This window comes from Legionella bozemanae (assembly GCF_001648595.1).
Lineage (GTDB): Bacteria > Pseudomonadota > Gammaproteobacteria > Legionellales > Legionellaceae > Legionella > Legionella bozemanae.
In genome coordinates this window covers 234,568-260,443 of the sequence record NZ_LBAW01000002.1, presented here as the reverse complement: position 1 = coordinate 260,443, position 25,876 = coordinate 234,568, and the positions used below count along the sequence as shown (strand labels likewise).

Genomic DNA, 25,876 nt, shown 5'->3' with positions numbered 1-25,876 from the left:
ACCAATTTACCCAAGTACTTTAACCTACTCCTGTCCTCCTGGTTTTATCATCCAAATAAATCAGATAATTAAGAAGACTATTATTTTGCTTAGTATCCTTAAAAAGGATAAGATGTGCTCTGTTTAAGTTTTTCTGTACAGGGATAATGACTTCTATACTTAAATCCGAAAATATTGCTCTTACTCATAATGGAGTAAGCCAAAATATCAGCATATTATTTACTTTTTCGATTATTTTTGTTTCCGTAGCAATACGTTTTTTATGTCTTGGTTCACACAACCTATTTGTTGAAGAAACCTATTACTGGAATTATTCGCAACATCTCGATTTTGGTTATCTGGACCATCCTCCTATGGTCGCTTTGCTTATTAAAATTTCTACCTTGATTTTTGGTACCAATGAGTTTGCCGTTCGTCTTCCTGCACTGCTTTGTTGGGGAGGTGCTGCTTTTTTCAGCTTCAAATTAACCGAATTAATTCATCGAGGCGCGGGTCTGTATGCGGTATTATTGCTATCACTAATGCCATTTTATTTTATACAGTCTACCCTAATAACGCCGGATCAACCGGTTCTGCTTTGTTGGTCCGCCGCACTCTATTATTTTTATCGCATCTTTATTTTCGATGAATCTAAATCCTGGTACAAAGCAGGTGTATGGCTTGGCTTAGGAATGTTGTCCAAATATACAATTGTATTACTCGGCCCTGCGGTACTTCTTTATTTAATCATTGTCCCTTCAGCACGATATTGGTTTATTAAGAAAGAACCTTATCTTTGTGTATTAATTGCCTTACTCTGTTTCACTCCAGTAATTTATTGGAATTTCATGCATGAGTGGGCTTCATTTGTATTTCAAAGCGTGCGTCGATTTAAGCCAGCCCATCGTTTTTCCTTGCATCATTTTATTGGCTTGCTTTTTCTGTTTTTATTGCCTTCTGGGGTTATGGGCCTTTATCTCTTATGGAATAAAAAATCCATCAACATTGAAGTAAAGACCCAACGCTTTCTGCAAATATTTACACTGTTTCCTTTGGGTTTTTTTGGAGTATATAGTCTTAAGCATTCGATTCGATTAGATTGGATAGGCCCAGGGTTAATCTCTATTATTCCTTGGCTTGCATTCTTGATCTCTAAAAACAAATTCTACAAGGAATGGCATCTAAGCTCATTTGTTTTATTACCTTGTTATATTCTCTTAATCATCATGATAGCGTTTGGCATCTCTGAAAAAGCATCAAAAACGTTCTTTCAAAAAATGATTTCATGGGAAAATTTTACCGAGCAGTTCCATGATTTAGCAAAAAATGTGAGTGCTGCAAGAAATACTGAAGCCATACTTGTTCCATTGGATGCATATAATATAGGAAGTGAGCTTGCATTTTATCAAGCAAAACTATTGGAACACGGAAAAATTCAAACCATTTATCCCGTTATTGGGCGACATATTTTTGGTATGAATAGTTTAATGTATCAATATTGGTCCAATGCAACAATGCCTTCTGGCAGGACTTTAATCTTAATTTCTGCAGATCCCAAGGATTTTGATTTGCCTTACATCAGCAGCAAGATAGCAGTGCTGAAGCCGCCGCAAAAGCTATGGTCGCACAGCCAAGGAAGGGGAAAACCTATATCCCCTTACTATTATGAACTCGTGCAAATGAGATAAATCGTTTGCATGTCAGTTTCATGGCATAGTGCAAAAATAAGAAGCACCTCAACTGGACATTGGTCGATACATCACAGCGAATTTGTTTTGACTTGTAAGAATAGTTGTGATTGGCCGGTTTTAGAACTGGCTTACATGGATGGAACCATCGCACCCTCTTCTATTTCTGTTTCGCCTTTCTTTTTCCTTTCAATTTCATCAGTTACAGCTTTGGTCATTCGGTCATAAGTCTGCTGAGTGCCTGTTTTAAACCCAAGTGCTTCACCTAGGCTACTAAAAATGCTTTGACTTCTACGGGTGTTAAATAATAGATCATTGTCGACTCTGTGAGTCGTGATCTTATGTAAAAGCTGATTCAATGATAATTGAGATTCGCCAGCTATCTCCTGATATAAGTATTTTAATTGATTAAATTTTTTCTCTGTAATATCTAAATTGGGCTGATTTTTAGGAAGATTCTCAAGTTTTTTATACAATTCCTTGAGTACTTCCATTTGAGTAGGATTTACCTTAAAACAATTGGGTGGTGGTGGAAGAATATAAAATCCCTTTTGCGGTAATTGTCCTTCTACAAGTTTTGTTTTGTAATCAAGCCCAATAGCAAATAAAGCAGGAACATGGGGAGAATATTGTAAGGTGTAATTAAGAATATCACGTGCTGTAGTACGACATGTGTTCGAGGCGCTAATTTCTCTTGCCCCGTCAATGATACCTTGGCGAATTTGTTCATTATTAAAAGTGCTTGCCCTAGCAAAAGTATCAACTTTTTGATGTTTCAATGTTATTTGCCCTGAGGACTCTTCCGCAGGAATATAGCACTTGATGCCCTCTCGAAGATAAAATACACCTCTTTCTGGATAGGTTAATTTTTTAACTGGAACATTTCGAACTTTTCTTTCTTTATAGAATTCACGCTGATCCTGATGAATATCTCTTGTAATCGCTAAAAATTCTAAATAGTGCTCATAAGTAATGGAGTACGCTTGATAGCTAATGTCTGAGTCTCTTGTATCGTGCCCTTCATCCATCAATGAAGCATCAGAATGACTTCCCAAAATTTTTCCAAATAGAGTGAAGGGATGCTCAAAGTCTTTGTCAATAACATTCCCTTTACCTACCTTCGCTAAAAGTTCAGGTTTTCCATTTACCATAACCCCCAGCATGAGCATGCTATGAATACCATTTTTAACAATAGTGATAAAAAATTCGCTTTTTTTAGTAACAACAATATTTGGAATTGGCATATATACTTTTCTCTCAAATGCTCTAAACTTGAGATTATAGATCATACATTGAACATTATGAATATTATACAGGGCGTACGGTCAAAAAATACTTTTTCCTGGTTGCGTTAAAATATAAATAAATGTGTAAATACCGAAAAAAATTAGATCATGTAGCGAGTCCTATCTCACTAACATTCTTGGGCTTTAAAAAGTCACCACACCTAATTTTAACACATTGATTTTAAAAAATTTTGAAACCAATTTAGTCTCATTTTGGCAACTCATCAAATCGTTGCAAGTGCACTAATTTATCTTCCCAGGATGCTCGACTCGCATAGAAAATATGGGCAGTTAGCTCTAGAGAGGCATCATTATCCAGGGTCCCCGCTGGTAACACCACGTTACCCTTTTCATTCTTTCTAGGGAGCGGGCATCCACACGTCGTGCAAAACATACGCTCCTTTCTTGTATCTTTCAGTTTGAAATAGCTGATATTTTTTTCACCTCTCTCCCAGGATAATTGCGCATCATCAAAAAAAACAGTTGCCCCGTGAATCGAGCCAGTTTCTTTTCTACATCGACTGCAATGACATAAATACATTGCTGTAGGCTTTTGCCCAGTAATCACATAACGGCATGCACCACATAAACATTCGCCTGTATATCGATTCATTTAAAACCTCTCCTTATCTTTTTAAGTAATATGCTTTGATAAACAACATTGATTTATCTGGCAAACTCTAAGCCACGCTTTCTTAACTGCTTATTTTTTCAAACTGTTCTCTGAGGTCTCTGAGAATAAATTACTCAGGTGTGCTTGCGTGTAATCAAATAGTTTTTGACCAACAGCCATTCCAACTGCAACTCGTGCTGTGCCCTGTCCAATTCTGAATCGTTGCTGAAAAAAACTCAATCGACTTAAGAAGGCTTGTTGTGGTGTTTTTGATTCATTCCATACTTTAGTGAATACCTCACATGCAGATGGCAGTTTGCGATTTGGAGGCGCGATCCCATGGATTAAAAAGACCTGAGTTGGATATACCTGCAATTAACCCACTAGCAACATCAACATTAATCTTTTGTTTATAATTTAATTTTGGATCCTGCTCATTTGATTGTACCTTTGTACAACTTGCACTACTCATCCCTAGCTCTCCAGCATTAAATTTTTTCAAAAAAACATTATATTGGATATTTTTAAAAAATTAATGCAATGCTGACCGATTTTTAAAAAGTCTACGCTCCTATACTACATCTTATTTATAAGTAGACCCTATTACTGTTACTGCTCCAGAATAAAAAGGGGAGTATCAGGAAGGTTCTCAGATTTTGTTTGTTGCAGTTGTTTTTTATAATTGTAGGTCACTGATTCTGTGTCATAAGCCTTTTCTCCAGGTAAAATGGATATCCTATTCCTAAATTTAAAATCAGGCACAGATTTTGTGAGCTCTTCATGCAGCGCTATTTTTTTATCATGCACCCTGTTTCGAGCAATAATTGCTTTTTTTGCATCCTGTACTCGTTGTGCATCCTCCTTGTTTTCAGGCAAAATTACCGGTAATTGACTCACAATATGGAGAAACGTTTGCAGGGCTTCAGGAGGCTGCGCATGTTTGATGTATTCATCAGCAATTAAAGAATATGCCCAAAAATCTCTATAACTAAAACGTAGCTCGCTTTTATGCTCCTGGAGAATTTGTTTCATTTTTTCAAAATCACCATGCCGCACATAAGCAAGCATCCGTTCTGGTATCGATAATGCCTGGGATATTTTAAATAAATCGTGTGCATCGATCATCACATTATGAATAACAGGCTCCAGGCCAAGTTTCATGGCACATACGTTAACAGCCCTGATGTTCGCCGGTGAAAAATAAGCATGGGTAAAGTTGACAAAACTGTCTAAATCGATTTTTCGTCCGTGATGTAATGCAGCAAACAATTCGTTCGTGTATTTTCCTGTATCGTGTTTGATCACGCTTCCTACTTTAAATTGCCAATCACCATGTTCATCTTTAAAAAACAGAATGTTTTCAAATCCCATGGCATCCATGATAATCCCTGTCTTTTGATAAAAATCACGATAATGAGTCAGAAACTCAATCATTACGTCTCTGAGCGTAGGATCACTATCTAAACGTTGCAAAATTGCACCAATTCGTTCATCAATGAACAGATAATCATTAAGATCAAAACTGGATTCAGAGCCATTTTTATGTATAAGCGCTTTATGTACCTTACCAAACAACTCTTTATTGTGCTCCATTAAGTAAGGATCCAGTTCGGCAGGTTCTATTTTAAAATCAAATTTTACTTTAGATTTGAAACATTTTTCATATGGAACGATTGACAATGCTGCATTTTGAGGTTCTTTTCTCGGAAGCTGTACAGGAAGAGTAATATGATGCTCGCGAATGCATCGCTGTTTTCCATCTTTGTCAAAGCATTCGTATAAAACAGCATATTTTTTTTCTAACTCTTCAAGCTCTTTAGGGTTGGGATTTTGTTTCATTACTTTAATAACAAAGGGGGCTTCTGGAAATCGATAAAGCACATGAGTCCCTCCTTCAGCAATACGCTCGGCTTTAGTTAAATCAATTGCGCCCGATTCAGTCTTTGGTATGGAGTTCAACTGCTCCTCCTTAAAAGCAGCCAGTTTAGGATGTGCCTGAGGCAGCTGTACGGCAAGTCCAGTCGCCCAGGATTCTGCAGTATGTCCCCCATCGTGTAGCCTGCATTCAACATGTAACTCTTGAGCTAATAACATGGCTGCCTGGGTTAAAGGTTCATCACCTAGACCACAGTCTCCTGTTTCATGGGTTCCCGCCTGGAGATAAATATAGGGATTTCCTTTCGGTACTTCACGCTTGGAAAGTACATCATAACCAGTCTGTAGCATATGCAACAAATAGCGCTGTTCTTGCTTATTTGCCAAAGGAGCACGCCAAGTTTGATCATCCTCATATCGCACAGGAACAGTCACCTCTTCACCACTTAATCGCAGAGAAGAGGGGCCCCACCAAACAGCAGGCGATTGAGCAATCACTTGTCCATAAATATCAGGATGCATTTTAGCAGTATACAGTGCTTGCAACCCCCCCATACTTTGGCCACATAAACCTATTTTTTGGGGATCATCTGTGACAGGAATACCTGCTTGTTTTAGCGCGCCTGGAATTTTAATAAGCATCGCATCCGTTTGCAGATCACAACCATATTCTTTAAGTCGAGGCATTGATACCCATTTTCCCATTTCCATGGTAGGTTGTGTAGGCGATACAAATACGGCAATGACGGGCTCCATTTTACCTTCAGCAATTAAATTATCTAAAATGTCCTTTGTGCCCATGGCATTTCCAAAAGCATCCTGGCGTAAGTGCATATCACCATCCAGCATTACTTGAATAGCATACTCTTTAGGGTCGGAAGCCCTATAACCCGCCGGCAAATAAACTTCAACCAACTGCTCCCCAAAGCCTAATTGATAATGCTCATCCACTGGTTCACTTAAAATACCTTCTGCATGAAGCACACGTTTTTGTATGCTTCCTTTATTTTTCTTGGCTAATTCAGAATTTTCATACACAGATGTGACAATTTTTCCATCAGATAAGGCAATTTTGTTGATAATATTAGGTTTTTGAGTCAATTCTCCCGGTTTCACATCAGGATGCATGAAAAAATCGCTACTTTCATTTGGCTCGATAGACCTTTTTGCGATCCATTGACCATTATCCTCTGTCATGGAAATCATATGACCTTTCCCGGATGAATCACGATAACCCAATAACATTTCTTTGGGGATAGGGATTTCTGGATTTGGCTTATAAATGAATGTTACAGTGAGTTCTGATGACGTATTATCAATAATCACTTCGACTATCCCGGCACTTTCTCCGGTGACAACAAATTTAATCGATTCAGACATTTAATTTTTCATTTAATGTTGCAAGTTTCTATTATATTTCGGACAAATAGGAACATTACTATTCAGCTTATTAACTTTACGCATTATTTTCAGTTCAATGTTCCTGGAGATTTATTATTAAAATTAAAACAAATAGGACTTATAACATCAATGTGAGCAATATTGACTGCAAGAAAACAAAATTTATTAATATTGAAAAAAACATTTGCATTTAAGGCAATATTTATATTAATCTGAAGGGGACTCATAAGGAAAAGGAGATCATCATGGGTAAAAAAGAAAATGCTCGTCTAAAAAATGGAAATAATAAATCAATACAACCCGATTCTAATCCGAGATCACAACGTTTTTTTAATCAAAAACAAATTACTCCCTCATCAGAAATGCAAGGAGCACAAAAAACGCCACAACCTCAAGAAATCAGTTTACAAACTACTACTGACATCTTATTAGCTGCTATTTTGCAAGAATTAAAGACTCAAAATATGATTGAACTCATGAAACTAAAAACCCAGCAAGAACAAGAGCAAGAAGAGTTGCAAGCCGCTGAAAAAATGCAAGAACAAGATCAAGCTCGATTCGAAGAAATCCGACACACGATGTATGCTTGATTTACTACTGCATTCTCCAACCAATTAACAGATTTTCTGTTAATTGGTTTTTAGGATGATACGAGCCTCTATCTATGAAGACAGCTTCATCAGCAAAAGACCTGATACAATCAGTACTGCCGCAACAATGCGCATGGTATTTACCGGTTCACCCAAAAAGATGAGACCAACCAGGAAAGCACCAACGGCCCCGATACCAGTCCAAATCGTGTATGCTGTTCCCAATGAAAGAGTTTTCATTGATATGGATAAGAGAACAAAACTCGCAATCATCGTTACAATAGTGATGATGCTAGGTAAAATCCTAGTAAAACCAAGAGACTGCTTCATGGAAAAAGCCCAGACCACTTCAAATAGACCAGCGAAAACTAAGAGAACCCATGCCATACAGCCCTCCTTTCAAAAATCGGGCCGTCCCGCATGCAACCATAATGGGTGAGGTCGTCCTCACAGTATAAATTATACATGATCTGCACAATACTCGCTATTATGATAGGCGGCTTGCCACCAGGATTTTCCTGAAATGTGCCAAATAGTTCCGAGCTGCAAATGCAGCTCTTGACACATCTCTGTCTATACCCCGCGACTTGTTCCTGAGAGATCCACGCGAAATTTACCCCCTACGTAACGCGCATAAAGCGCAGTACGTAGAACGTTGAGTATCGTTCATTTAAAAATATAAAGTCACATTCAAATTTCGCGTGGATTGCTCAGGATTTGTTCGCGAGGCCCAGTGTTTTAGGGACAGCTCTTCTGGAACCCACGAACAAGCTGTGCGAATACGACAGCAGAATAGGCCTGGGCTGATTTCGCAGCGATGTGTAGAAAATTTAATTGCTATGCTTATTTGATTATACCCTTTCTAGGAAGGCAACCTCTTGGCCTTCCATTTATTGACATGCACTACCTCAAAGAGTTACAACATCCAATCTCATAGCTATTTAATCCCACGGATTTTAAGATGTATGCGAAAACAACTACCTCAGCGACCAAAATTGATAGGTTTTTTCAACCAGGTAAGGTAAATCAACAAATGCCTTGTAGAAAACTCGATGAACTTGAGAAGATGCAGGGTTTACTAAACAGTCAACGAATTAAACTCATATTTGACAACTATGGAGTAGAACTCATTTTACAAGAAAACAATGTTCGTATATCCAATTTAAATTCAAATGGTGTCATGCGAACTTTTGCAGTTGTTCATTTCTCTTTACCAGCCTCACCCTGGCTGAAAGATACTCATAATAAAATTTACAGCGGAAGTACTATTGGTCAAACGATTAAAGATGATGGATTTGATTTAACTAAAGAAGATGTATATTTTGGCATTACTGAATTACCTGAGATTGCAAAAAATAAGATGAAAACAACTGAAGAATCAGCTGCTATTCACATCTATCAATTAACCGTAAAAAAGCCTAACACATCTGAATCAATAGTTTATTGTACGATTACTGAAGTACATAGCCCTTTATATCTTACTCTGGGAGATTTACGCCAGTTATCTCCTGAAGGCACTCAAAAATACAGCACGCTCACAGAGTCGGCACAAAAACATCTCAATGAGTTACGCACACTCGATGAATGGCTTGAGTCACATAGCAATAAATCTCTAATATCAGTTCAGCAAGTTTAGGTTGGATCTTGGCTCATCCCTAAACTTACTCGTTCAAGCTTCTAGTATATGAATTCAAAAGATTTATCTTTGGAGCTAATATGCAAGGTTGAATCATCAGCGTCTTTTTTAACAAATTGAAGCTGGTAGTCTGAAACAAATTTAGCAATAGCCACTTTAAAAAGAACCTCAGTCACGGCGACTGCTGGACAATTACGCATACCTACAGAAAAAGGTACAAATGGGAATTGGCCTATCGTAGGATGGTTATTTTTAACGCTCATCGCTCCCTCTTCATCAACATGTTGTGGCTCAACTTGCAAAAAGCGTGTTGGTTCAAATTCATTTGGATTAGTCCAGTACTGCTCTCCTTTAGCTAAAGCATGTAAATCAAATATTATCATCGTATTAGGAGGTATGGTCATTGAATCAGATGAATATCCATTTTGGGTATATCTGGGTACCGCCACGGGAGCATCAAACCGAACTGACTCTTTATAAAAAGCATTCAATACAGGCAATGACTTAAGAGCGCTAATATCTAACTTATCATCCAACACTAGATGAGATCCTTCAATTTCATATCGAAGCATTTCAAGTTTTTTGGGGTCTGCTGCAATTTGTTCGAGACATAGTACAATTGCATCAGTGAGGTTATCTGCAGCTTTTAGGATCATTGGCAACGATTGGACTATTGGATTTTCAAAATATCTTCTAATCTCCTCAGTAGACAAAGATTTTAAGGCAAATGACAGCTCATCCTCTTTAAGTGTTGGATTTTCCTCTTTAAATAAACTAACTATAGAAGCAGCAATTAAATTAGCGTTTCCTGGATGATCATCTTGATGAAGTACTTCAACAACTTTTTCGAATTCTTGCTCTAAAATACTTCTTGAAAAAGCACGGTAAGCATCCCGTTTTTTTCTTAAACTCGGCATAAAATGAAGCAATTCAGGAAAAGGGAATGCGCCCCACCGCTTTACATCATTTCGATAAGACTCCATTACATCATAAGTATCAGCCGGTAATTGCTTGATGCCCAGCATATTTTCTACCATAACAGCCCGCACGATACCACAAACTATATGCCTGGTTGAAATGTCTGTATCAGCAGCTACAGTTTTTTCAATTTCTGTGATCGTAGGGTAAGCAAGTCGTGATGGTGTAAGAAAACGAGAAAGATTTTTTCTTGATAGCACTGCATCATGTCCAATATCTGAAATAATAAAAAAATCATTCCCAGAAAAAAATTTAAATGAGGCATGTCCCTTGCGACTCGATTGTTCTTTGTCAAATTGATTTATTAATTCAACGAGCTGAGATTGAGATCGTGGCGTGATTACTGCATAGTTTCCGCCCAAATATCCCAAGCTAATTACGCTATACCCCTCCTCACTGCTTCGAGCTTTAGAGATTAATTTTTGGAGGATCACTTTAGGATCTTGGACAAATTCTCTAGTGTAACCAAATCCAAATCGTTCAACTTGATGGAAAATACCTACCGCAGTTTCATAAGCTTGGGTTGAGTAATACCGTATACTTAACCCTATTGAGCTTTCTAATAATTTACCAAACATAAACAATCTCAACATGAATCAAAATGATGAACTTTAAATCATTAGGTATTCAGTGTAAACATTCATCAGTTTTTAAAATTACTGATATAATTTGATTTCAAGGCAACCAAGTTGCTTTTGCTTGCAGCCAGACTACGCTTATTCTTTAGGATATAACATTGAATCCTGGTGCTTTGCATCATCCCATATTTCGTCTTCAGATAAACTTGTTTCAATGAACTCAATTATGGCTCCATGCTCCTCTATCATAGCCACTCTAAAATTTTTTAATGGAAAATAGGGTTCCAGAAGCACATGTTTTCCCTTTATTGCTTCATCAATACTATCTACCTTATAGGCTATATGTGGTTGCGTTTGAATCAGCTGATGCAAAGGACAATTTGGGCCAAATCGATGATATTGAATTCGACCAGGCAAGTCTCCTCCCGAGGTATACATGTCCATAACAGAACTATAACGCTCGCCAGGACGGGGGGCAGTTACCGGTATTCCAACATGATGATATTGATATTTCATAATAAGCCCCTAATTGCTTTGATTTATTTATATTCTACAGTTTAATTGTTCCAATATTAATCAATATTATTTCTGCCATTATGAACTTTTAGTTTATAATTATAAATATATTTAATGACCAATACTTTATTATGTTTAATCTTTCCCAAATAAGATGTTTCATAAAAGTTGCAGAACATCTCAATTACAATCGTGCCGCAGAGAAGTTGAGTATCACGGCAACGGCTGTGAGTAAGCAAATTAAAAATCTGGAATATCAATTGGGTGAAAAACTCTTTATTCGAGACACGCGCAAGGTACAGCTGACTTTATTTGGTATCATGCTCCTGGAAAAATGTCAGAGATTACTCCAAGAAACCCAATTCATCGAACAATTTATTGAATCACGACACACAGTTCCTCAAGGCCAAATTACTATTTTGGTTTCGAGCATTCTTGCAAGCGAGTTAATTTTAGATAGACTTTCTGATTTTATTAAACAATATCCTTTAATTGAGTGTGAATTTTTATTCTCGGAGCAAGATAATGATTTGGCACGAAAAGACATCGATGTGATGGTTGGCTTTCCTGAGATTCCACCTTTTACTGATCACTTAAAATATAGAAGGATGCGGCCTATTACCAATATTCTTTGTGCAGCTCCAAGTTTAATTACACAATATGGCATGCCTGCTCAGGCTGCTGATCTTATGTCATTTCCTTTTATTTCACATAGTCTAAGGAAACCTGCTACAGAGCTTCCATTAGAAAATGGAACGTACTTACCCTGTCCAAAGCCAATACTTTTTATGGATGACTTTAATGCGCTAAACCAGGCATGTAAAAACGGAATAGGTCTTTTTTTAACAGGTGATCGACTGGTTGAAAATGCGCTTAAGGAAAAAACGCTCATACAAGTTCTCCCAGAAATCGAATTTAAACGATATGAAGTTTTTACTTTTTATCAACCTCATGGATCGGAGCTACCCAAGATTAGCGCCTTTCTTGATTTTTATGCTCCGAACCCACCACAATTTGTTTAATTACCAGAAAAAGATTTAATCGTCGGATCATCTTGCGGGCCTTGTGTTAATGTGTCATTCAGTTTTATGTCAACAAATTTCTTCTTGAAATCAAAAAAGAGCCTGAGTTTATTATTATCTACTTTTATCTTACTTTGCTGCAGAAGAAACTCTGAAAAACTAATCAATGCTATCCCCAAACTCTTTAAAAAACCAACGCTATTTTTTTGTTTTCTTTCAATTAAATCAACTGCTTGAGGTGAAAACTCATACCCCTTCTTTTTCAATGTGGTGAATATTTCAATGTTTTGCTTATTTATCATGGTAATGCTTATATCCATACAATTTAATTCATCTTTTGTTATTTTAAGCTTTTCGATTAATACTCTAACCATTAAAGGATCATTTTGCTTTATTGCTTTCTTCAAAAATTTTAATCGCAGTTCTGGATCATCAATTTTTTTGGCCAAATCATTAATTTTTTCCGCAATAAGTTTGACGCCTTGATAATTTCGTTCCTTAATAGAAATATCAATCAAATCAGTTAAGAGTCTCGGAGTAAAAACATTCGCATTATGTTTCTTTAGAACGTCATCCATTACTCTACCAATTAAATGATCATTCAGGCCTGCAAAAACTTTTTTTAATATCATTTCATGGGCATCAGAAATAATTTCTTCATACAGATCTCTTATCTCCTGTCCTTGCAATAACATTGCAAAGCATCTATAACTTCCGTTTTGACACGCAAGCATGAAAAAAGGCCCTAGTAACTCATTTTTATTCTCTTTTTGTAATTTATGTATGAGTTTCTCAAGGGCTTTTGCTGAATCACTATTAATTGCCACTATTCCAGCATTTGAAAGTTCGTCTTCAGATAATTGCGTCTTGCTATCATTGAAAATATATTCAGCGGCCTCAGCATCATCATATTTCATAGCAAAGTATAAACCACCACCAACCTTAGGGTTTAATTTTTTTTGTACTGGTGTTAAATACTTATCAAGAAGTGCTTTCTTATCTGGAAATGTTCTATCACTTGGAAGCTCAGTACTTATCACATCAATATGCATATCAAGCGTCGTACGCCACGCAAAGGGAAGTATTGAAAAATTATATGCTGTACCCGATAACCACTTTGTCATCTTGGTTACGTCATCAAATCTCTTGCTCACTATTGAATTATTAGGGTCATATACTTTATATCCATTGCCATCGCGCACAATGGCAATAGCATGATCTAAAGAGCAAACACGCATCGCCTCATTTGGTTTTAGATCAATTTGCTTTATTATTTCAGCCCAATTTTCGCGACTTGTTTTAAGTCCTATTTGGAAAATCGATCGCAGATCTTTGCCCTTTACTTCTAACTGCTCAATTGAGTTACTTTGACTGAATCTATTGCGGGTGCTGAGATCATCGCTTACTTGCAATGCAATTATTTTTTCCACTAAACTAAATAATTTCACATTGAGCTCAGTTGTCGGAGGAATTTTTTGTGCAATAAACGATAAGATCTCCACAAATTCCTGTTCTTTTCCTTCTAACACATATTGAATGTATAAAGTGGATAAGGCATGACAAATTCCCTCTTCATCTAATTTGATCGGTAAATTATGATATTTAAGGTATTTATTGAGATTTGGTATAATTAAATGTTGACCAGTATTTACTTTCTGCTTTTTTGACATGGGAAACCTCGATAGCATTCAAGATACTGAAAATTCTCTGCTTCTTAATAACTAGATAATAAACCTTTAACCTTAACTTAAAGTTAAGTCCCCTATTTATTCTCAATTCATTGAAAAATACATTTCATAAGCAATTTTTCTAGACAGTGGAAAAGCTTTTGTATTCTAATGTCATAACGATTTAGGAAAGGGAAGAATTATGGTTTTTACAAGGATTTTCTTTTTAATTGTATTGGTTAGTTTTTTGAGGATACAAGAAATTCAGGCAGAAGAAACGGATCAATTCACCCTTCCTCCTGGCGAACTGCAAGACATCGGTCCAGTAGCAAGCTACAGACTTTATGAAGTGCTCGAAAAAGTGATTGCTCAAACCAATTCAGAAATTCAAATGCTTCTGCCAAGAGCTCAACATAGCCGACACGCAGCATCCCAATTGGCATCACGTCGTAATGATAGCTACCTCGTTGATTTGGTATATAAATATACTGGCCCAGGTTTTCCACGCTGGTTACGTCGTTTACCCAAAGAATCCAAACCTCTACTCTATAAAGAAGTCTTACCTTGGAAAACGGTTTATTGGCTCGTTTTTTCACAATCCCCCTTATTTTTAATTGGACTTGCCCCCACAATCAATATGTACGGCCATTACTTTGGTACAGATAAGCTAGGCCATTTTTTCATGATGGGCCATACCTACTACAAAATTTATATGTATTATCTGGATCATGGAAAACCTGCGGAACAAGCCCATGCTGCGATTGTTTTATATGGTCAAATCCTTGAACAAACTTATTTGGGTACATTAGCTAATGGCGTTTATTCCAATGGTGATTTATCGGGAAATTATGCGGGATGGAAATTTTATATGAATCTTGGCCATAGCGTAAAAATTGGCGATCGTACGCTTCCTCCCATCCTGGTTTTAAATGGAAATCAATGGGAGTTTTCCAAGCACGTTACCAAGGAAAATCTACTCAAGCCTTATATCTCAGATAATTTAAATGAAGCGTATAATCCTTGCCGATATTCTTTTAACCGAAGTCAAATTCGTAGACAAATTAAAAAACGTTGTGCTCAGTGGATTAGTCGTGAAGGCCTTACACCGCAAATGGTGCAAGCTAAGCTTGAGAAAACCCGTCGTTGGCATGGAGAACATTACGGTCATTGGCTTCCTGAAAGTAATGCAGTAACGCTTGCAGCTTGTTTCGGAGGCAAGTAAAAATTATATTCTGAGCAGTGGCACGATGGAAGTGTTGTCTAAAAAAACGGGGAGTAGCTTAGCCCGAAAGCTACACGCTTTCTCTCAAAGTATTAGGTATTAAATGATCACTCCCAGCAAAAAGAAAACCATTAAGATAGAGGGCCCTGAGCACTTTTAGGTGCACTCATCTCAACATCTTCTAGTAATTCCTTAGGTTGTGATAATGGTGATGATGATTTGAGCGTTGCTAAATGTGTTTTGAAACTTGCGCTATTTTCCGGTTTACACATCTTTTTAAGAAAATCCGCTTCAGCATCTTTTGCGATATACACTTTATTACCATCTTGAAATAATAAAGTTTTATTTTTATAACCCATTGCATCACTAAACGCACGAGCTTCCTCCTTGCTCGCAAAGGTCAGTTGTATGGAATAGTCTATTTCTCCACGAGTGTCTTGACGTATTTTAGTATTTTCATATTTAACAGTAGGTACAGCAGAAATTTGCACTCCTTTAACTGCTTTTATTTGTTCCATACATTTTTGTTGTAATTCTTCTGTTTTTTGTTTAGAAGGTTTTTCATCTTGATGCCCCTGCATTACATGAGTAAATACAAGTTTGGGTTGATTAATATCAAGGGTTAATATCTTAGCAACTGCCCCCTGAGTTAGATAAACTTCATTTTCATTTTGAAATAAATTTTTCTTATCCCTTAGCGAAACATGATTGGTAAATTGCCGCGCTTGTCGTGCATCTTGGAAAACTAACTTTACAGGAAAATCCTGTTGGGTATCTTGCTTAATTTTTTGCTGATAATGACCCGTATGCACTGTTGCAGTAGTAAAAGCAGGACTGCTTTTAAGATTTTTTTGTAAATCAACTACTGGTTTCATTTTTTCTTGTTGTGCTAATTGTTCTTTTTCATCTTTGCTTTTCTTAAAAGCTTTTCGAAAATTTTCATTAAAAGAATTCATTTTCTTTTGAGTTTTTAAATCAATTCCTTTTTCCGTTGAAAAAACAGCGTCTACGGCGATACCTGTTCCGTCTTGTTTAAAGGCGGTATTCGCTTCACTGTGTTGGTATCTAAAATTGGGATTTGCTCGATAGTTGGGCATCTCCTTAGGCAAACCCTTAGGTCCTTTATTCATATCACCGCCCACAACCACATCGATATCGCTATGATTTTTTCTGAATTGCTCCATATCTTTCATGACTTGATTGAGATCGACTCGAGGAGTTCTTGGAGGATGAGGAGCTCCGGATTTTGGAGGACTTTCTGCATGCACATTGACCAAAAGCCTTTTTTTGCCCTTCTCATCCTCAACCAATGTGATTAAAACTTGCCCCTGTGTTGCGCCTGAATTTTCATATTTTTGTTGTAACTTTTTGACGTCTTTTTCTAATGTTTGACTGGGGGTAGGTGTAGTTGGGTTGCAACTGAACGTAAGATTACCAAAAGGATGAGTACCATTTTGATTATACCTCATGCTCAATTTTTGCTTGGGATTTAAATACTTCTCGATATTGGTGATTAATTTATCTTGGGAATCATGAGGAACTTCCTGCAACATGCCACTCGTAACATCTCCTTTGTTAATTTTTTGAGCGATGGCAAAGGCTTTCATTTCTAAATCATCATTGACATTATCTTTATCTATGTTCCAGATTAATGTTTTACCGAATAATTGGGGATGATGATCTGAGTGAAGATTTTGTTCTTTAGTGATTGGGGTGGTACCTGTTTTAACTATTGTTTTTAATTTCTTAGCCATACAATCCCCTACACCTCAAATGAAACTGACTTAAAAGTATGTCTGCAAAATATAGATACAAATATTGACTTGACGAACACAATCTGAAAAAGATCTGACGCTCAATTAATACAGACTACATTTGCTATTCTTATACTCTTATATAAATACAGTGTAGCAGAAACTACAAAAAGCATTGGGAGATTAGCACTCTGCTCGCTTATTCAGCTTGCACCAAAAATATTTTTTGCGCCCTGTATTGTTTTTCCTAAACTAGAAATTGTTTGATGTTCCGAATATAAAGCAATTTGCCGCAAATCCAATCTAGAAATAATTTTCATCATTGTTGTATTATTGATTTTTCTTTCTTTCCTCAATGTGCGCAATTCCTGATGGGCTCCTTCTAAAGCAGCATATCGTAATTGTCGTTCGAAGGTTAAGGCTAATAGACCCTCCATTTTTTCACTTTCAGTACCCTGATTGGAGACAATAAATTGATTAAAGGTAGTCATTAATTTATCTGCAACTTCGATACACAAAGCCCGATCCCGCTCATTTACCTCGTCACATAAACTCTTCATTTTTGTTTTAATTGCTTCAACTGCCGCCTTGGATAATGCAAGCACTGCTTCATTTTCTTCCTCTTGAGCATGTCGATGTATTAAGTTTTTCAAACCCGGTGTAATCAAAGGCAAAAGTAGGCTACTAATTAATAGCGAACAAAGCACAACACCAATGACAAGAATAATTAAAAGCTTTCGTGCTGGAAAAGGCTCTCCATTGATCATATGAGGTAACGATAAAATCGCAGCTAAAGCAATTGCTCCGCGCACTCCCCCGAGTGAAAAAGTACTGATTATTTTTATATTAGGGAAACGCCAAGAGCTACGATTTCGTCTGGAAATTAATGCTTCAAAAGGCAAAGTTAAATAAATCCATGCTGTACGAAGTAAAATTAAGGTTACCGTAATAAAAACAACAATCAGTGCATACTCGGATAAACTATAGCCTGTTGTTGCAAAGAATTTAATGGAATGAGGCAAATATAATCCTAAGAGAATAAAAATAATTCCATTTAAAGTAAGATCAAGGACCCCCCAAACAAAATGACCTTCAATACGCATTTTGGCCATTGTTCGGTCTAAAAATCCAGCTCTGTCAATAGTGAAGCCTGCAGCAACAGCAGCCAGTACTCCTGAAAAACCTAATTTTTCTGCAGCAAGATATACAGTAAAAGGTAAAAGCAGCAATAATAAATTTTCAGTAGTGGTTTCGTGAGCGCTATGCTTGCTTAACTTTCCTAAAAGTGAAATAAAGATATAGGTAAGAATAACACCAACAGCAATTCCTCCCACACTAATAAATAACAAACTTCCTACTGCTTCTTTGAGTGAAAACACGCCAGTCAACATAGCAGCAACAGCTAATTTAAACGAAACCAGACCTGAAGCATCGTTTAAAAGTGCTTCTCCTTGTAAGATATGCATAATTCGTTCAGGTATTCGAGTTCCTGCAGTCATTGATCGGAGTGATACAGCATCTGTTGGGGAAAGAGCTGCAGCTAATGCAAAAGCAGCAGGTAAGGGAATAAGAGGAATTAACCAATGAACTAAATAACCAATTCCCGCCACAGTAAAAAATACTAATCCAATGGATAACATAATAATTGGTCGGGTATAGAGTAAAAACTCACGTTTAGGAAAATGCCAACTGTCATTAAATAATAAAGGAGGAATAAACAACAACATAAAAACTTCAGGATTAAATCCTACATCAAAGGTGGGAAATAATACTGCTATAATTGCCCCTAGGGTAATTTGGATTAAGGGAGTCGGCAGGAAAGAAACAAAACGTGTAATTACTCCAGAGATCACCATAAGAAAAAGAAGTATTAAACAAATGAATACACCTTCCATTGCTTTTATTCCTCCGAGATTATTTGCGATGAATGAATCAATCGATAAGTAAAATTTACTCTTTATATTACTAATAACTACCTTGAAACCGGGAACTTACCGCGATACATTATTAATTGCAAAACACTTCAATGTACTCGAATAGAGCGAGTTGAGCAAGAGCAGCCTAGGATGACTACTCCCGATAAACGAATAAAAATCATTAAAAAAACAATCTAATTGCGTAATTTACGTACAAAATTTAACTTCTCTTAAAAACACGAAGCGTATCATTGTAAGTTGAATAAAAGCTTCTTAAAGCCGTTACTCTAAACAGCAAATTACTCTGTCACTGAGGCAGAGGAGGAGATGAACATGTTAAGTTTCAAAAAATTGATAACCGTTTTAACCGTGATTCCACTCTATCTGGTTAATTTTGCCGCCCTGGCAGCAGATCAAAATCAAATGAATATTTTTTTAATTTCAGACCCCCATGTGGATATTACCAAGCGTCAAGCGACTCATATAAACCCTCGTCCAGGCACCTCTGAAGAATTAGATCAAAAAAGTTTCACAACCTTAATCGCTAAAATTGGTGAGCAAATTGATTTACATCAAGAAACGGATCATGCAGTTATATTGCTCGGCGACTTACCCGCCCATAATGCATACAGCCGTAAAACAACCCACGACAATATTAATTTAGTTTTTGAGCAACTGAATGAAAAAGTAAACCCAGCCCCCTGGTATTACGTTTTTGGTAATAATGATTCCTTGCAAAGAGACTATGGACCCTTTACCTACAACAGTGAATCTGTTTCTGATTTGTTAAAAGCAATAACAGGAAATGATGATGGATTTCTTTCAACAGGACTTCAATGTCCTTTTAATGGTGAAACGTGTATTGACAATGAAAATACTAAATACGGTTATTACTCTGCTTATTTAGGCGATCACCTCAAGCTTATTTCACTAAACAGTGTTGTATTTGTATCAAGGCCAGGATTTTCTCCTTCTCGCGACGGAGCTATGGATGAATTGCAATGGTTAGAAAAAGAGTTCAAAACAAGTAAAGCAAATCATGAGAGCGTTCTTTTAGCCATGCATGTTCCTCCACAAAGTTGGGAAACAACTTATAAAAACTCATTCAAAAACATTATAAAAGCTTATCCAGAAGTTGTAATTGGCATGCTCGCAGCCCATACTCATTTTGATGAAATCCATGCAATTAAAGTTGCAAGTAACGGTTATGTCATTCCAATTGTTTATTCTGCTTCCATTGGCTCAGATCATGGCAATGCTTCTTCTTTTAAAACATTAAATTTATCAAGACCCAATGAACAGGCTCCATGGAAATTGAAAGACTACATTACTTACAATTTCATCGGTGATACTGCTGCTAAGAGTCAGCTCAATCAATATTATGATTTTAATCAAGCGTTCTGTTCAGGAACTGCCTCTAGTGTCGGTAGTTGCCTTAATAAGCATATTAATAATAATAAATTTGATAGTGCCACCAGCACCTTAATGAGCAAACATTATACCGCTGGAAACCCTAATAATAATCAAAAGATTGATCCATCCTCAAAATGGCTGATGCTCATCAAGTAATGGATCACGTCGAATCAAAATACCTACATTCCGCGCATTGTGCGCGGAATCCATGATGACCACCAAAGAGGTGGATCCCGCGCACAAAGCAAAAGGCAAAAAAGCTGTTTTATATTCATGCAGTTACTCTGACCTATGCTTCGAAGCATCAAACATTAATAATTCCTTAATGTTCAATTTATATAATTCTTCCTTTTTATCCGGGAGTATCATGGCAAGAAGTAAGATTGGACTTTATTGGGGAACGTTTGATCCACCAACCGTGGCACATTTCAACATCATGAAAAACGCAATAACTCAAGGCAACCTCGATAAATTAGTCATTGTAATTAATGATAATACTGGCCCTAAGCACTACCATACTCCAGGCAAAAATAGAGCGGCCATGATTCGAAAAATGTTTTGGGATAGTGATAAACAACAACCCATTGCTTTGATGAAGCAGACCCCAATCGAAATCATTGTTCAAACAGATAATTATAAAGTAGACAGTCAATTAATTGAGAAGATGAATGGAAACGCCTGTATTGTACCTATCGTTGGTCAAGATTCATTTATCACCTCAGCAAAATATTGTAAAAACTATGAAGAAGTTATTGTTGCTCCCAGAGGCGAAAATGAAGCAGATCAATTAACCAAGGCCATAGCAGAGCACCAATTGAACAATATTAGGATACTGGAGCTGGGAAATGAGTTTTTAACTGTTTCTTCAACTTTGGTACGGTCCAAAGTATGTAATATGCCCAACGATGAAGAACCTCAAATAGCTGGCTTGGTTACGCCAAGTACCGCGAACTATATTCGAAGTCATTATTTTTTCAAAGACGGATATCATGCCGAACATCATGATGCGGCACTGACCCTACAAAAAGCATGGCGAAGGTTTGTTCGCTTAAAGACGCAAGAACTACCACCTGAAAATGAAAATCCTACGAACAATAACCCTTCTGTTTTCTGATAAGAAATCTTGAGTTATTGAGTCATTTTCAATGAATTACTACCTCCCACGCTTATCCACGGGAGCCAGTTTTATTGTAAACGTCCTAGGTCCTGTAAAATCTTTTAACCCACTCTTGTTATTAGAACTTTAGATTAATTATTTAAATCGACACTAAATCACAAAACATCCTATGCTACACTTCAATAATGAGTTAGTTTTTAACCAAAAACAACAATAAATAAGCAAATAACGAGAAGTACGCTGACGATGAATACCGACAAAGAGATACATCATTTTCTAGAGAGTATGGCCTCTTTACGAAAAGAAAAATCTGAACTTTTTAATTCAGATACAAACTCCCCCATTAATTTTGTACTCTGTACTCATGTGTTGCCCGATGGCATTGGTGATTTAGTTCATTTGAAAGATTTTGCTGATTATCTTGAATCAGTCCCCCATACCAATATTACTCGTGTTGCATTTGTCCTTGATACAGACATGGAGAAAGCGGCATCAATTTTAGAAGTCGGGCAGTCTGAAAATTATTATCTTATTCCTTACACAGTTAATGAAAATGGAGCATTGGTTTTAACAGATAAAGGGCAAGGTGCTTTAAAAGCCTTACAACAAGCAGGTATTTTAGAACGCTCCGATTTTAGAATGCAGATATCTGCCCAACTTCAAATTTCAGATAAAAATACATTTTTGAATGCTAACGGAATTTTTACACAACACGATTGGTTATCTTTTTTTGAAATTAGACCCGGCATATCTGCACACCAAACCAAACCCTATGCCCAAGGTTTAGTTTATATGGGACTTGAAAAGCATAATAAAGAAACAGGAATAAAATTAAATGAAACAATAAGTCAGCTGAGTAACGAATTAGATTCTCAAAAAATCTCTAAAAAAGACATAATCGATCAACACATTAAAAGCCCGCTTGTTAAAAAGATTGTGTCCCAAGCGATAAGTCAAGACTGCTTTATTGCTACAGGTTATCTGCATACCAAATTAACAAAGCAAGCTTACCTCACATTAGTCAGTAAGATATCGGAGCAAAAAAATATTTTAATTACCTCGAATCAATTAAATCCTGCCACTTTAAAAGAAATGGATTTATCCAGTTTGTCTCAAGCAGGCATTGGACACATTGTTTTTCATAACAGTGATGGTAGTGAATCGATTATCAAAATTGGAGATGGGCAAAGACAAATAGATGTGTTGCAAATGAAAGATTGCTCCAATGATGAAATAAATGCTTTATTCGCTATAGCAGATACAACATGTGCAGCGGGGGATACTTCTATTGGTCAGGTGATGTCTTCTCTTTCCTTACCTTTTTTTGATGTTGTAGATAATAAAAGATATTTTTTGGATAACCAATTTTTAAAATTCATTCAAGAACTTAATGAGCACCAACCACTTTATGATTACATCAATGCTTGTGTACATCTTGTTACCGAAGATGAAATCAATCAAGAAATGTTACAAAAAATGATTGAAATTGCCACGGAGCAAAGATCAGTCCTCCTAAAGCAGTGGCAACAAATTACTGCAACGATTCATCAAGAATTTAATGCCTATGATGGGTTATTAAGATTTGTTGAAGAAAACGCCACATATCAATTTTTTGCACTGGCAGCACAGGAGTTATCCCGTGATTTGGAAGGCGAGAAAGGGAGTATTTTTTTACAAAAATATCAGGAAGATTTCTTTAATTATCTTATCCATACAGAAAAAACAGAATTACTCATAAAACTATTAGAAACCAGAAAATTGGAGCAAACCACGGTATTAAAAATATTCGAGGAAAAAAACAATAAAATATTCAAGTTAATTCTAAATGCAGACGATGATCGATTAATTACTTCAATTTTGCATCATTTAGATGCCCAAAATCAGCAATATTTTTTATCAAATATTTTCTTGCGTTGTGCACAAAATGCCGGTGGCAATCAATGGATAAAAGATAAATATGCAGACTTTGTTGACTGCAGATCATTAGAAAATTTTAGCATCGACATCACAATGGATATCGATGAAGACTATATTATCGCTCTATGTAAAAAAGCACTTGAAGATAATGATGAGGAATACTTTAAAAAACTTTCTTCTGAGACATTATCCAGTTTATTTCAAATTTTACCCACACATTTACTTCCCTCGGGAATTGAAGCAATCCTTAAAACAGGTATTTCTGAAGAATATTTATCGGATAATTATGATGTAGATGCAGAAGAGATGATGTATCCTCCAGAAACTTCTGAAAATGACGCGATGGATGTAAAGCAGCAAACCTTAAGCGCATTATTAAGTCTTCCTATTAGCGATATAGATAAACATGAGTTCGTTTTATTGTTGGATCAACCTATTGAGCTCATTAAAAAAGAAGCGCTTGATTGGCTGCATAGCGACTTATACGAACAAAATGTTTGCAACCAAGTAGAGCAAATTCTAACAAACTATGTCCATGCTCGTCTTAAAGAACAAACCTTGAACCGCTTATTCAGTCTTCCTATCAGTGAAGAAGATAAGGAAGAATTAGTTTTATTGATAGACCAACCTGTCGAAGTACTCAATAAAGAAGCTTCTGCGTGGCGAGACAGCACATTTTACGAGCAGCAATTGAGTCAACAAATAGCACAAATTTTAATGGACTTGAGCCGTGCGATTCAACCTCAAAGTACCTATAAGCCACCTAAAGAATATAGTAATCATAAATCCTTTTTATTTTTTAGTAGTACCCACTCTCCATCAACAAAAAATTCACAACATCATCCCCTAGAAAAAGAACATGTTTTGCAAACAATACAAACGCTTCCCATTTCGGCAGCAGATAAAGAACAGTTGGCACACGTATTGGATGAATCTAAAGAATCAATTTTAGCCGAAGCGGACATGTGGCAAGCCCCTAAATCTTTCTATGATAAAAAAACAGAAGACTACGTTGCAAAGTTATTAACTGATTATGCCACTCAATTAGAAGACAACATAATGAATAAAAAACGCTAAGCAACTGTTTTGAAGTAGGAGTTCAAGACAATTATTAGATGAAACGTTACAAGAATATTCCAGGCACAAAATAGGCTATGCATTAAAAAAATCTAAAACGGAATTATGTGCAGCCATCGTATCATCAAAACCTAATTTTATTAATTCGCGAGTGAACGCCTTTTCAAATAAAAGAAAACTGAGTAAATCACCAGAATGCCGCTTAGCACCAAGAAAATTAAGCAGAATACGCAAGAGCATAGGTATATTATTGTATTGAGATTGAGCCAGACTGGCTACATCCACACTCGGTCGTAGATGTAAGGTTTGGATGGGACGCCAATGAGAATGATCCCTCGTGGGAACCATATGCGCCATATGGTTCATATGACTTACCATCTCCAGATCACGCTCGAGATTATCTAAAAATAACCCATTAACCATACCCCCCAAAACACGAGAAAAATCAATATCGCCGCCGCGTAATTTTTCTGGATCGCTCATACTCGGTAATGTGCGCGTACCAATAATTAAAATCTTATCTACCTGACAACGGATAGCACCACGTAACGGAGCTGCTAATCCCACATGACCATCTCCATAATGAAGTCCATCGATTTTTGCAGGCGGAAAGAATAAAGGCAATGAGGTCGACGCCAAAAAATACTTCATTTGCAGAGTAACCCGTTGACTGCTGTGAAGTGGATCATCCCAATCTGCAAAATCCTCTGCATGATGTTGATAAAAGGAGATGGTTTTTTGCATTTCATAACAGTTACTGATGATTTCCATCATGTCTAAATGCTTATTCTTAATCACGCCATCCAGAACCTCAAAATTAATGATGTTATTAATAAACTGGCGCAAAGGCGAGGTATCAAGAATATGGCCCAAAAGGCGTTGTCTGGTCAGCATACTGCTCATATTCCGCATAGCTGATATGCTTAGCGCATAATTGCTGGACTTAAAAATATGCTGGCACGTAATATTATTCCATAATTCATTTAATTTGTTCGTACCAGCAGAAAAATCCAGTGCATTTTCAGCAATTACCGCAGCATTAATACTGCCAACACTCACGCCGCTAATCATATTGAAAGGAATTTTTTTTGTATCAAGAATGGTGCTGATCGCTTTAAGAACCCCTGCCTGATAGGCGCCGCGGGCTCCACCACCAGCTAAGTAAAGCGCAATTTTGGTCATTTTTTACTGTTTTAGAAAGAGAAGTAAAAAATATAGCCCTATTGCACGTCGCTGGCAAGTCACAGAAAACACAGCAAAATCAGACCCAACATAATCACACAGAGGGTTATAAGTGCTGCTGCGCAAATAATTTCAATATTCTTTAGGGTATTGACAGCCCCACCACTAAATTGTATATTAATAGTACAGATAAATTTTTGTGATTTTTTCATGTCTCATTCTACCGTACACCAAAAGTTAAATAGAAAAGCAGCTTTTACACAAGCCGTTGTTTGCTTTTTTTATTTTAGCTTTTTTAGCCCGGCGCTGGGTGGTTAGGTAGAATAAACTAACACTCCAACCCCCAGCTTAGTCTGGGGGTTTTTGGTACCCGAATTCCCAGACAATAAAAAGCATGGGCGTTGGATAGAACCAAAGAGGAGTGTACATCATGCATCATCAATCGCCGC

At 36.8% G+C, this 25,876-nt stretch carries 19 protein-coding genes; 8 read left to right on the top strand and 11 right to left on the bottom strand.

Annotated elements, in window-relative coordinates; all coding sequences use genetic code 11:
* Nucleotides 1-146 precede the first annotated feature (146 nt).
* Nucleotides 147-1,667 (top strand): glycosyltransferase family 39 protein, encoded by a 1,521-nt coding sequence (locus A8O27_RS03240; protein ID WP_058457880.1) that lies wholly within the window; start codon nt 147-149, stop codon nt 1,665-1,667.
* A 131-nt stretch (nt 1,668-1,798) separates the two neighbouring features.
* On the opposite strand, the gene A8O27_RS03235 is transcribed toward A8O27_RS03240, so the two are convergent.
* The 4 genes from A8O27_RS03235 to A8O27_RS03225 all read right to left on the bottom strand — a co-directional run bounded on the left by A8O27_RS03235 (nt 1,799) and on the right by A8O27_RS03225 (nt 6,821).
* Entirely contained in the window at nt 1,799-2,911 is a 1,113-nt protein-coding gene (locus tag A8O27_RS03235) for a hypothetical protein (RefSeq protein WP_058457879.1), read from the bottom strand.
* Nucleotides 2,912-3,161: 250 nt separating this feature from the next.
* Entirely contained in the window at nt 3,162-3,566 is a 405-nt protein-coding gene (locus A8O27_RS03230) for a GFA family protein (protein ID WP_058457878.1), read from the bottom strand.
* 90 nt (nt 3,567-3,656) lie between these two features.
* Nucleotides 3,657-3,941: a hypothetical protein gene (locus A8O27_RS18705; protein WP_131744458.1), complete on the bottom strand. Its 285-nt coding sequence runs from the start codon at nt 3,939-3,941 to the stop codon at nt 3,657-3,659.
* 234 nt (nt 3,942-4,175) lie between these two features.
* Complete coding sequence (locus A8O27_RS03225; protein WP_058457877.1) at nt 4,176-6,821, bottom strand: alpha/beta hydrolase; 2,646 nt, start codon at nt 6,819-6,821, stop codon at nt 4,176-4,178.
* A 266-nt stretch (nt 6,822-7,087) separates the two neighbouring features.
* Here A8O27_RS03225 and A8O27_RS03220 point away from each other — a divergent pair, with 266 nt between their 5' ends.
* Nucleotides 7,088-7,432 carry a hypothetical protein gene (locus tag A8O27_RS03220; RefSeq protein ID WP_058457876.1) on the top strand — a complete coding sequence of 115 codons (345 nt, stop codon included), beginning with the start codon at nt 7,088-7,090 and terminating at the stop codon, nt 7,430-7,432.
* A 72-nt stretch (nt 7,433-7,504) separates the two neighbouring features.
* Here the strand turns inward: A8O27_RS03220 and A8O27_RS03215 are convergent, their stop codons facing one another.
* Nucleotides 7,505-7,819 (bottom strand): DMT family transporter, encoded by a 315-nt coding sequence (locus A8O27_RS03215; protein ID WP_058457875.1) that lies wholly within the window; start codon nt 7,817-7,819, stop codon nt 7,505-7,507.
* Between the two features lie 574 nt (nt 7,820-8,393).
* On the opposite strand from A8O27_RS03215, the gene A8O27_RS03210 reads away from it, so the two are divergent.
* Nucleotides 8,394-9,068 (top strand): hypothetical protein, encoded by a 675-nt coding sequence (locus A8O27_RS03210; RefSeq protein ID WP_058457874.1) that lies wholly within the window; start codon nt 8,394-8,396, stop codon nt 9,066-9,068.
* A 41-nt stretch (nt 9,069-9,109) separates the two neighbouring features.
* Here the strand turns inward: A8O27_RS03210 and A8O27_RS03205 are convergent, their stop codons facing one another.
* Together A8O27_RS03205 and A8O27_RS03200 are read right to left on the bottom strand one after the other, a co-directional pair.
* Complete coding sequence (locus tag A8O27_RS03205) at nt 9,110-10,624, bottom strand: cytochrome P450 (RefSeq protein WP_058457873.1); 1,515 nt, start codon at nt 10,622-10,624, stop codon at nt 9,110-9,112.
* Nucleotides 10,625-10,762: 138 nt separating this feature from the next.
* Nucleotides 10,763-11,140, bottom strand: a complete 378-nt coding sequence (locus A8O27_RS03200) for a hypothetical protein (RefSeq protein ID WP_058457872.1) — start codon at nt 11,138-11,140, stop codon at nt 10,763-10,765.
* Between the two features lie 131 nt (nt 11,141-11,271).
* Between A8O27_RS03200 and A8O27_RS03195 the strand changes: the two genes are divergently transcribed.
* On the top strand, nt 11,272-12,162 hold the full coding sequence (locus tag A8O27_RS03195; protein ID WP_058457871.1) for a LysR family transcriptional regulator: 891 nt from the start codon (nt 11,272-11,274) through the stop codon (nt 12,160-12,162).
* On the opposite strand, the gene A8O27_RS19125 is transcribed toward A8O27_RS03195, so the two are convergent.
* Complete coding sequence (locus A8O27_RS19125) at nt 12,159-13,832, bottom strand: hypothetical protein (RefSeq protein WP_064115056.1); 1,674 nt, start codon at nt 13,830-13,832, stop codon at nt 12,159-12,161. The two genes, A8O27_RS03195 and A8O27_RS19125, sit on opposite strands and share 4 nt — an antisense overlap.
* Before the next feature lie 199 nt (nt 13,833-14,031).
* On the opposite strand from A8O27_RS19125, the gene A8O27_RS03185 reads away from it, so the two are divergent.
* A complete protein-coding gene (locus A8O27_RS03185) occupies nt 14,032-15,051 on the top strand; it encodes a hypothetical protein (protein ID WP_058457870.1) in 1,020 nt (339 codons plus the stop codon).
* A gap of 131 nt (nt 15,052-15,182) precedes the next feature.
* On the opposite strand, the gene A8O27_RS03180 is transcribed toward A8O27_RS03185, so the two are convergent.
* Nucleotides 15,183-16,805, bottom strand: coding sequence for an exonuclease/endonuclease/phosphatase family protein (locus A8O27_RS03180; RefSeq protein WP_058457869.1), 1,623 nt, complete (start codon nt 16,803-16,805; stop codon nt 15,183-15,185).
* Nucleotides 16,806-17,008: 203 nt separating this feature from the next.
* Entirely contained in the window at nt 17,009-18,700 is a 1,692-nt protein-coding gene (locus A8O27_RS03175) for a Na+/H+ antiporter (protein ID WP_058457868.1), read from the bottom strand.
* A 354-nt stretch (nt 18,701-19,054) separates the two neighbouring features.
* On the opposite strand from A8O27_RS03175, the gene A8O27_RS03170 reads away from it, so the two are divergent.
* From A8O27_RS03170 to A8O27_RS03160, 3 genes are all read left to right on the top strand, one after another.
* Nucleotides 19,055-20,290 (top strand): metallophosphoesterase, encoded by a 1,236-nt coding sequence (locus A8O27_RS03170; protein WP_058457867.1) that lies wholly within the window; start codon nt 19,055-19,057, stop codon nt 20,288-20,290.
* Between the two features lie 211 nt (nt 20,291-20,501).
* Nucleotides 20,502-21,248: an adenylyltransferase/cytidyltransferase family protein gene (locus A8O27_RS03165; RefSeq protein ID WP_160116262.1), complete on the top strand. Its 747-nt coding sequence runs from the start codon at nt 20,502-20,504 to the stop codon at nt 21,246-21,248.
* A 249-nt stretch (nt 21,249-21,497) separates the two neighbouring features.
* Nucleotides 21,498-24,245, top strand: a complete 2,748-nt coding sequence (locus tag A8O27_RS03160; RefSeq protein ID WP_176580213.1) for a hypothetical protein — start codon at nt 21,498-21,500, stop codon at nt 24,243-24,245.
* A gap of 75 nt (nt 24,246-24,320) precedes the next feature.
* Here the strand turns inward: A8O27_RS03160 and A8O27_RS03155 are convergent, their stop codons facing one another.
* On the bottom strand, nt 24,321-25,427 hold the full coding sequence (locus tag A8O27_RS03155) for a patatin-like phospholipase family protein (protein WP_058457865.1): 1,107 nt from the start codon (nt 25,425-25,427) through the stop codon (nt 24,321-24,323).
* Between the last annotated feature and the right edge of the window lie 449 nt (nt 25,428-25,876).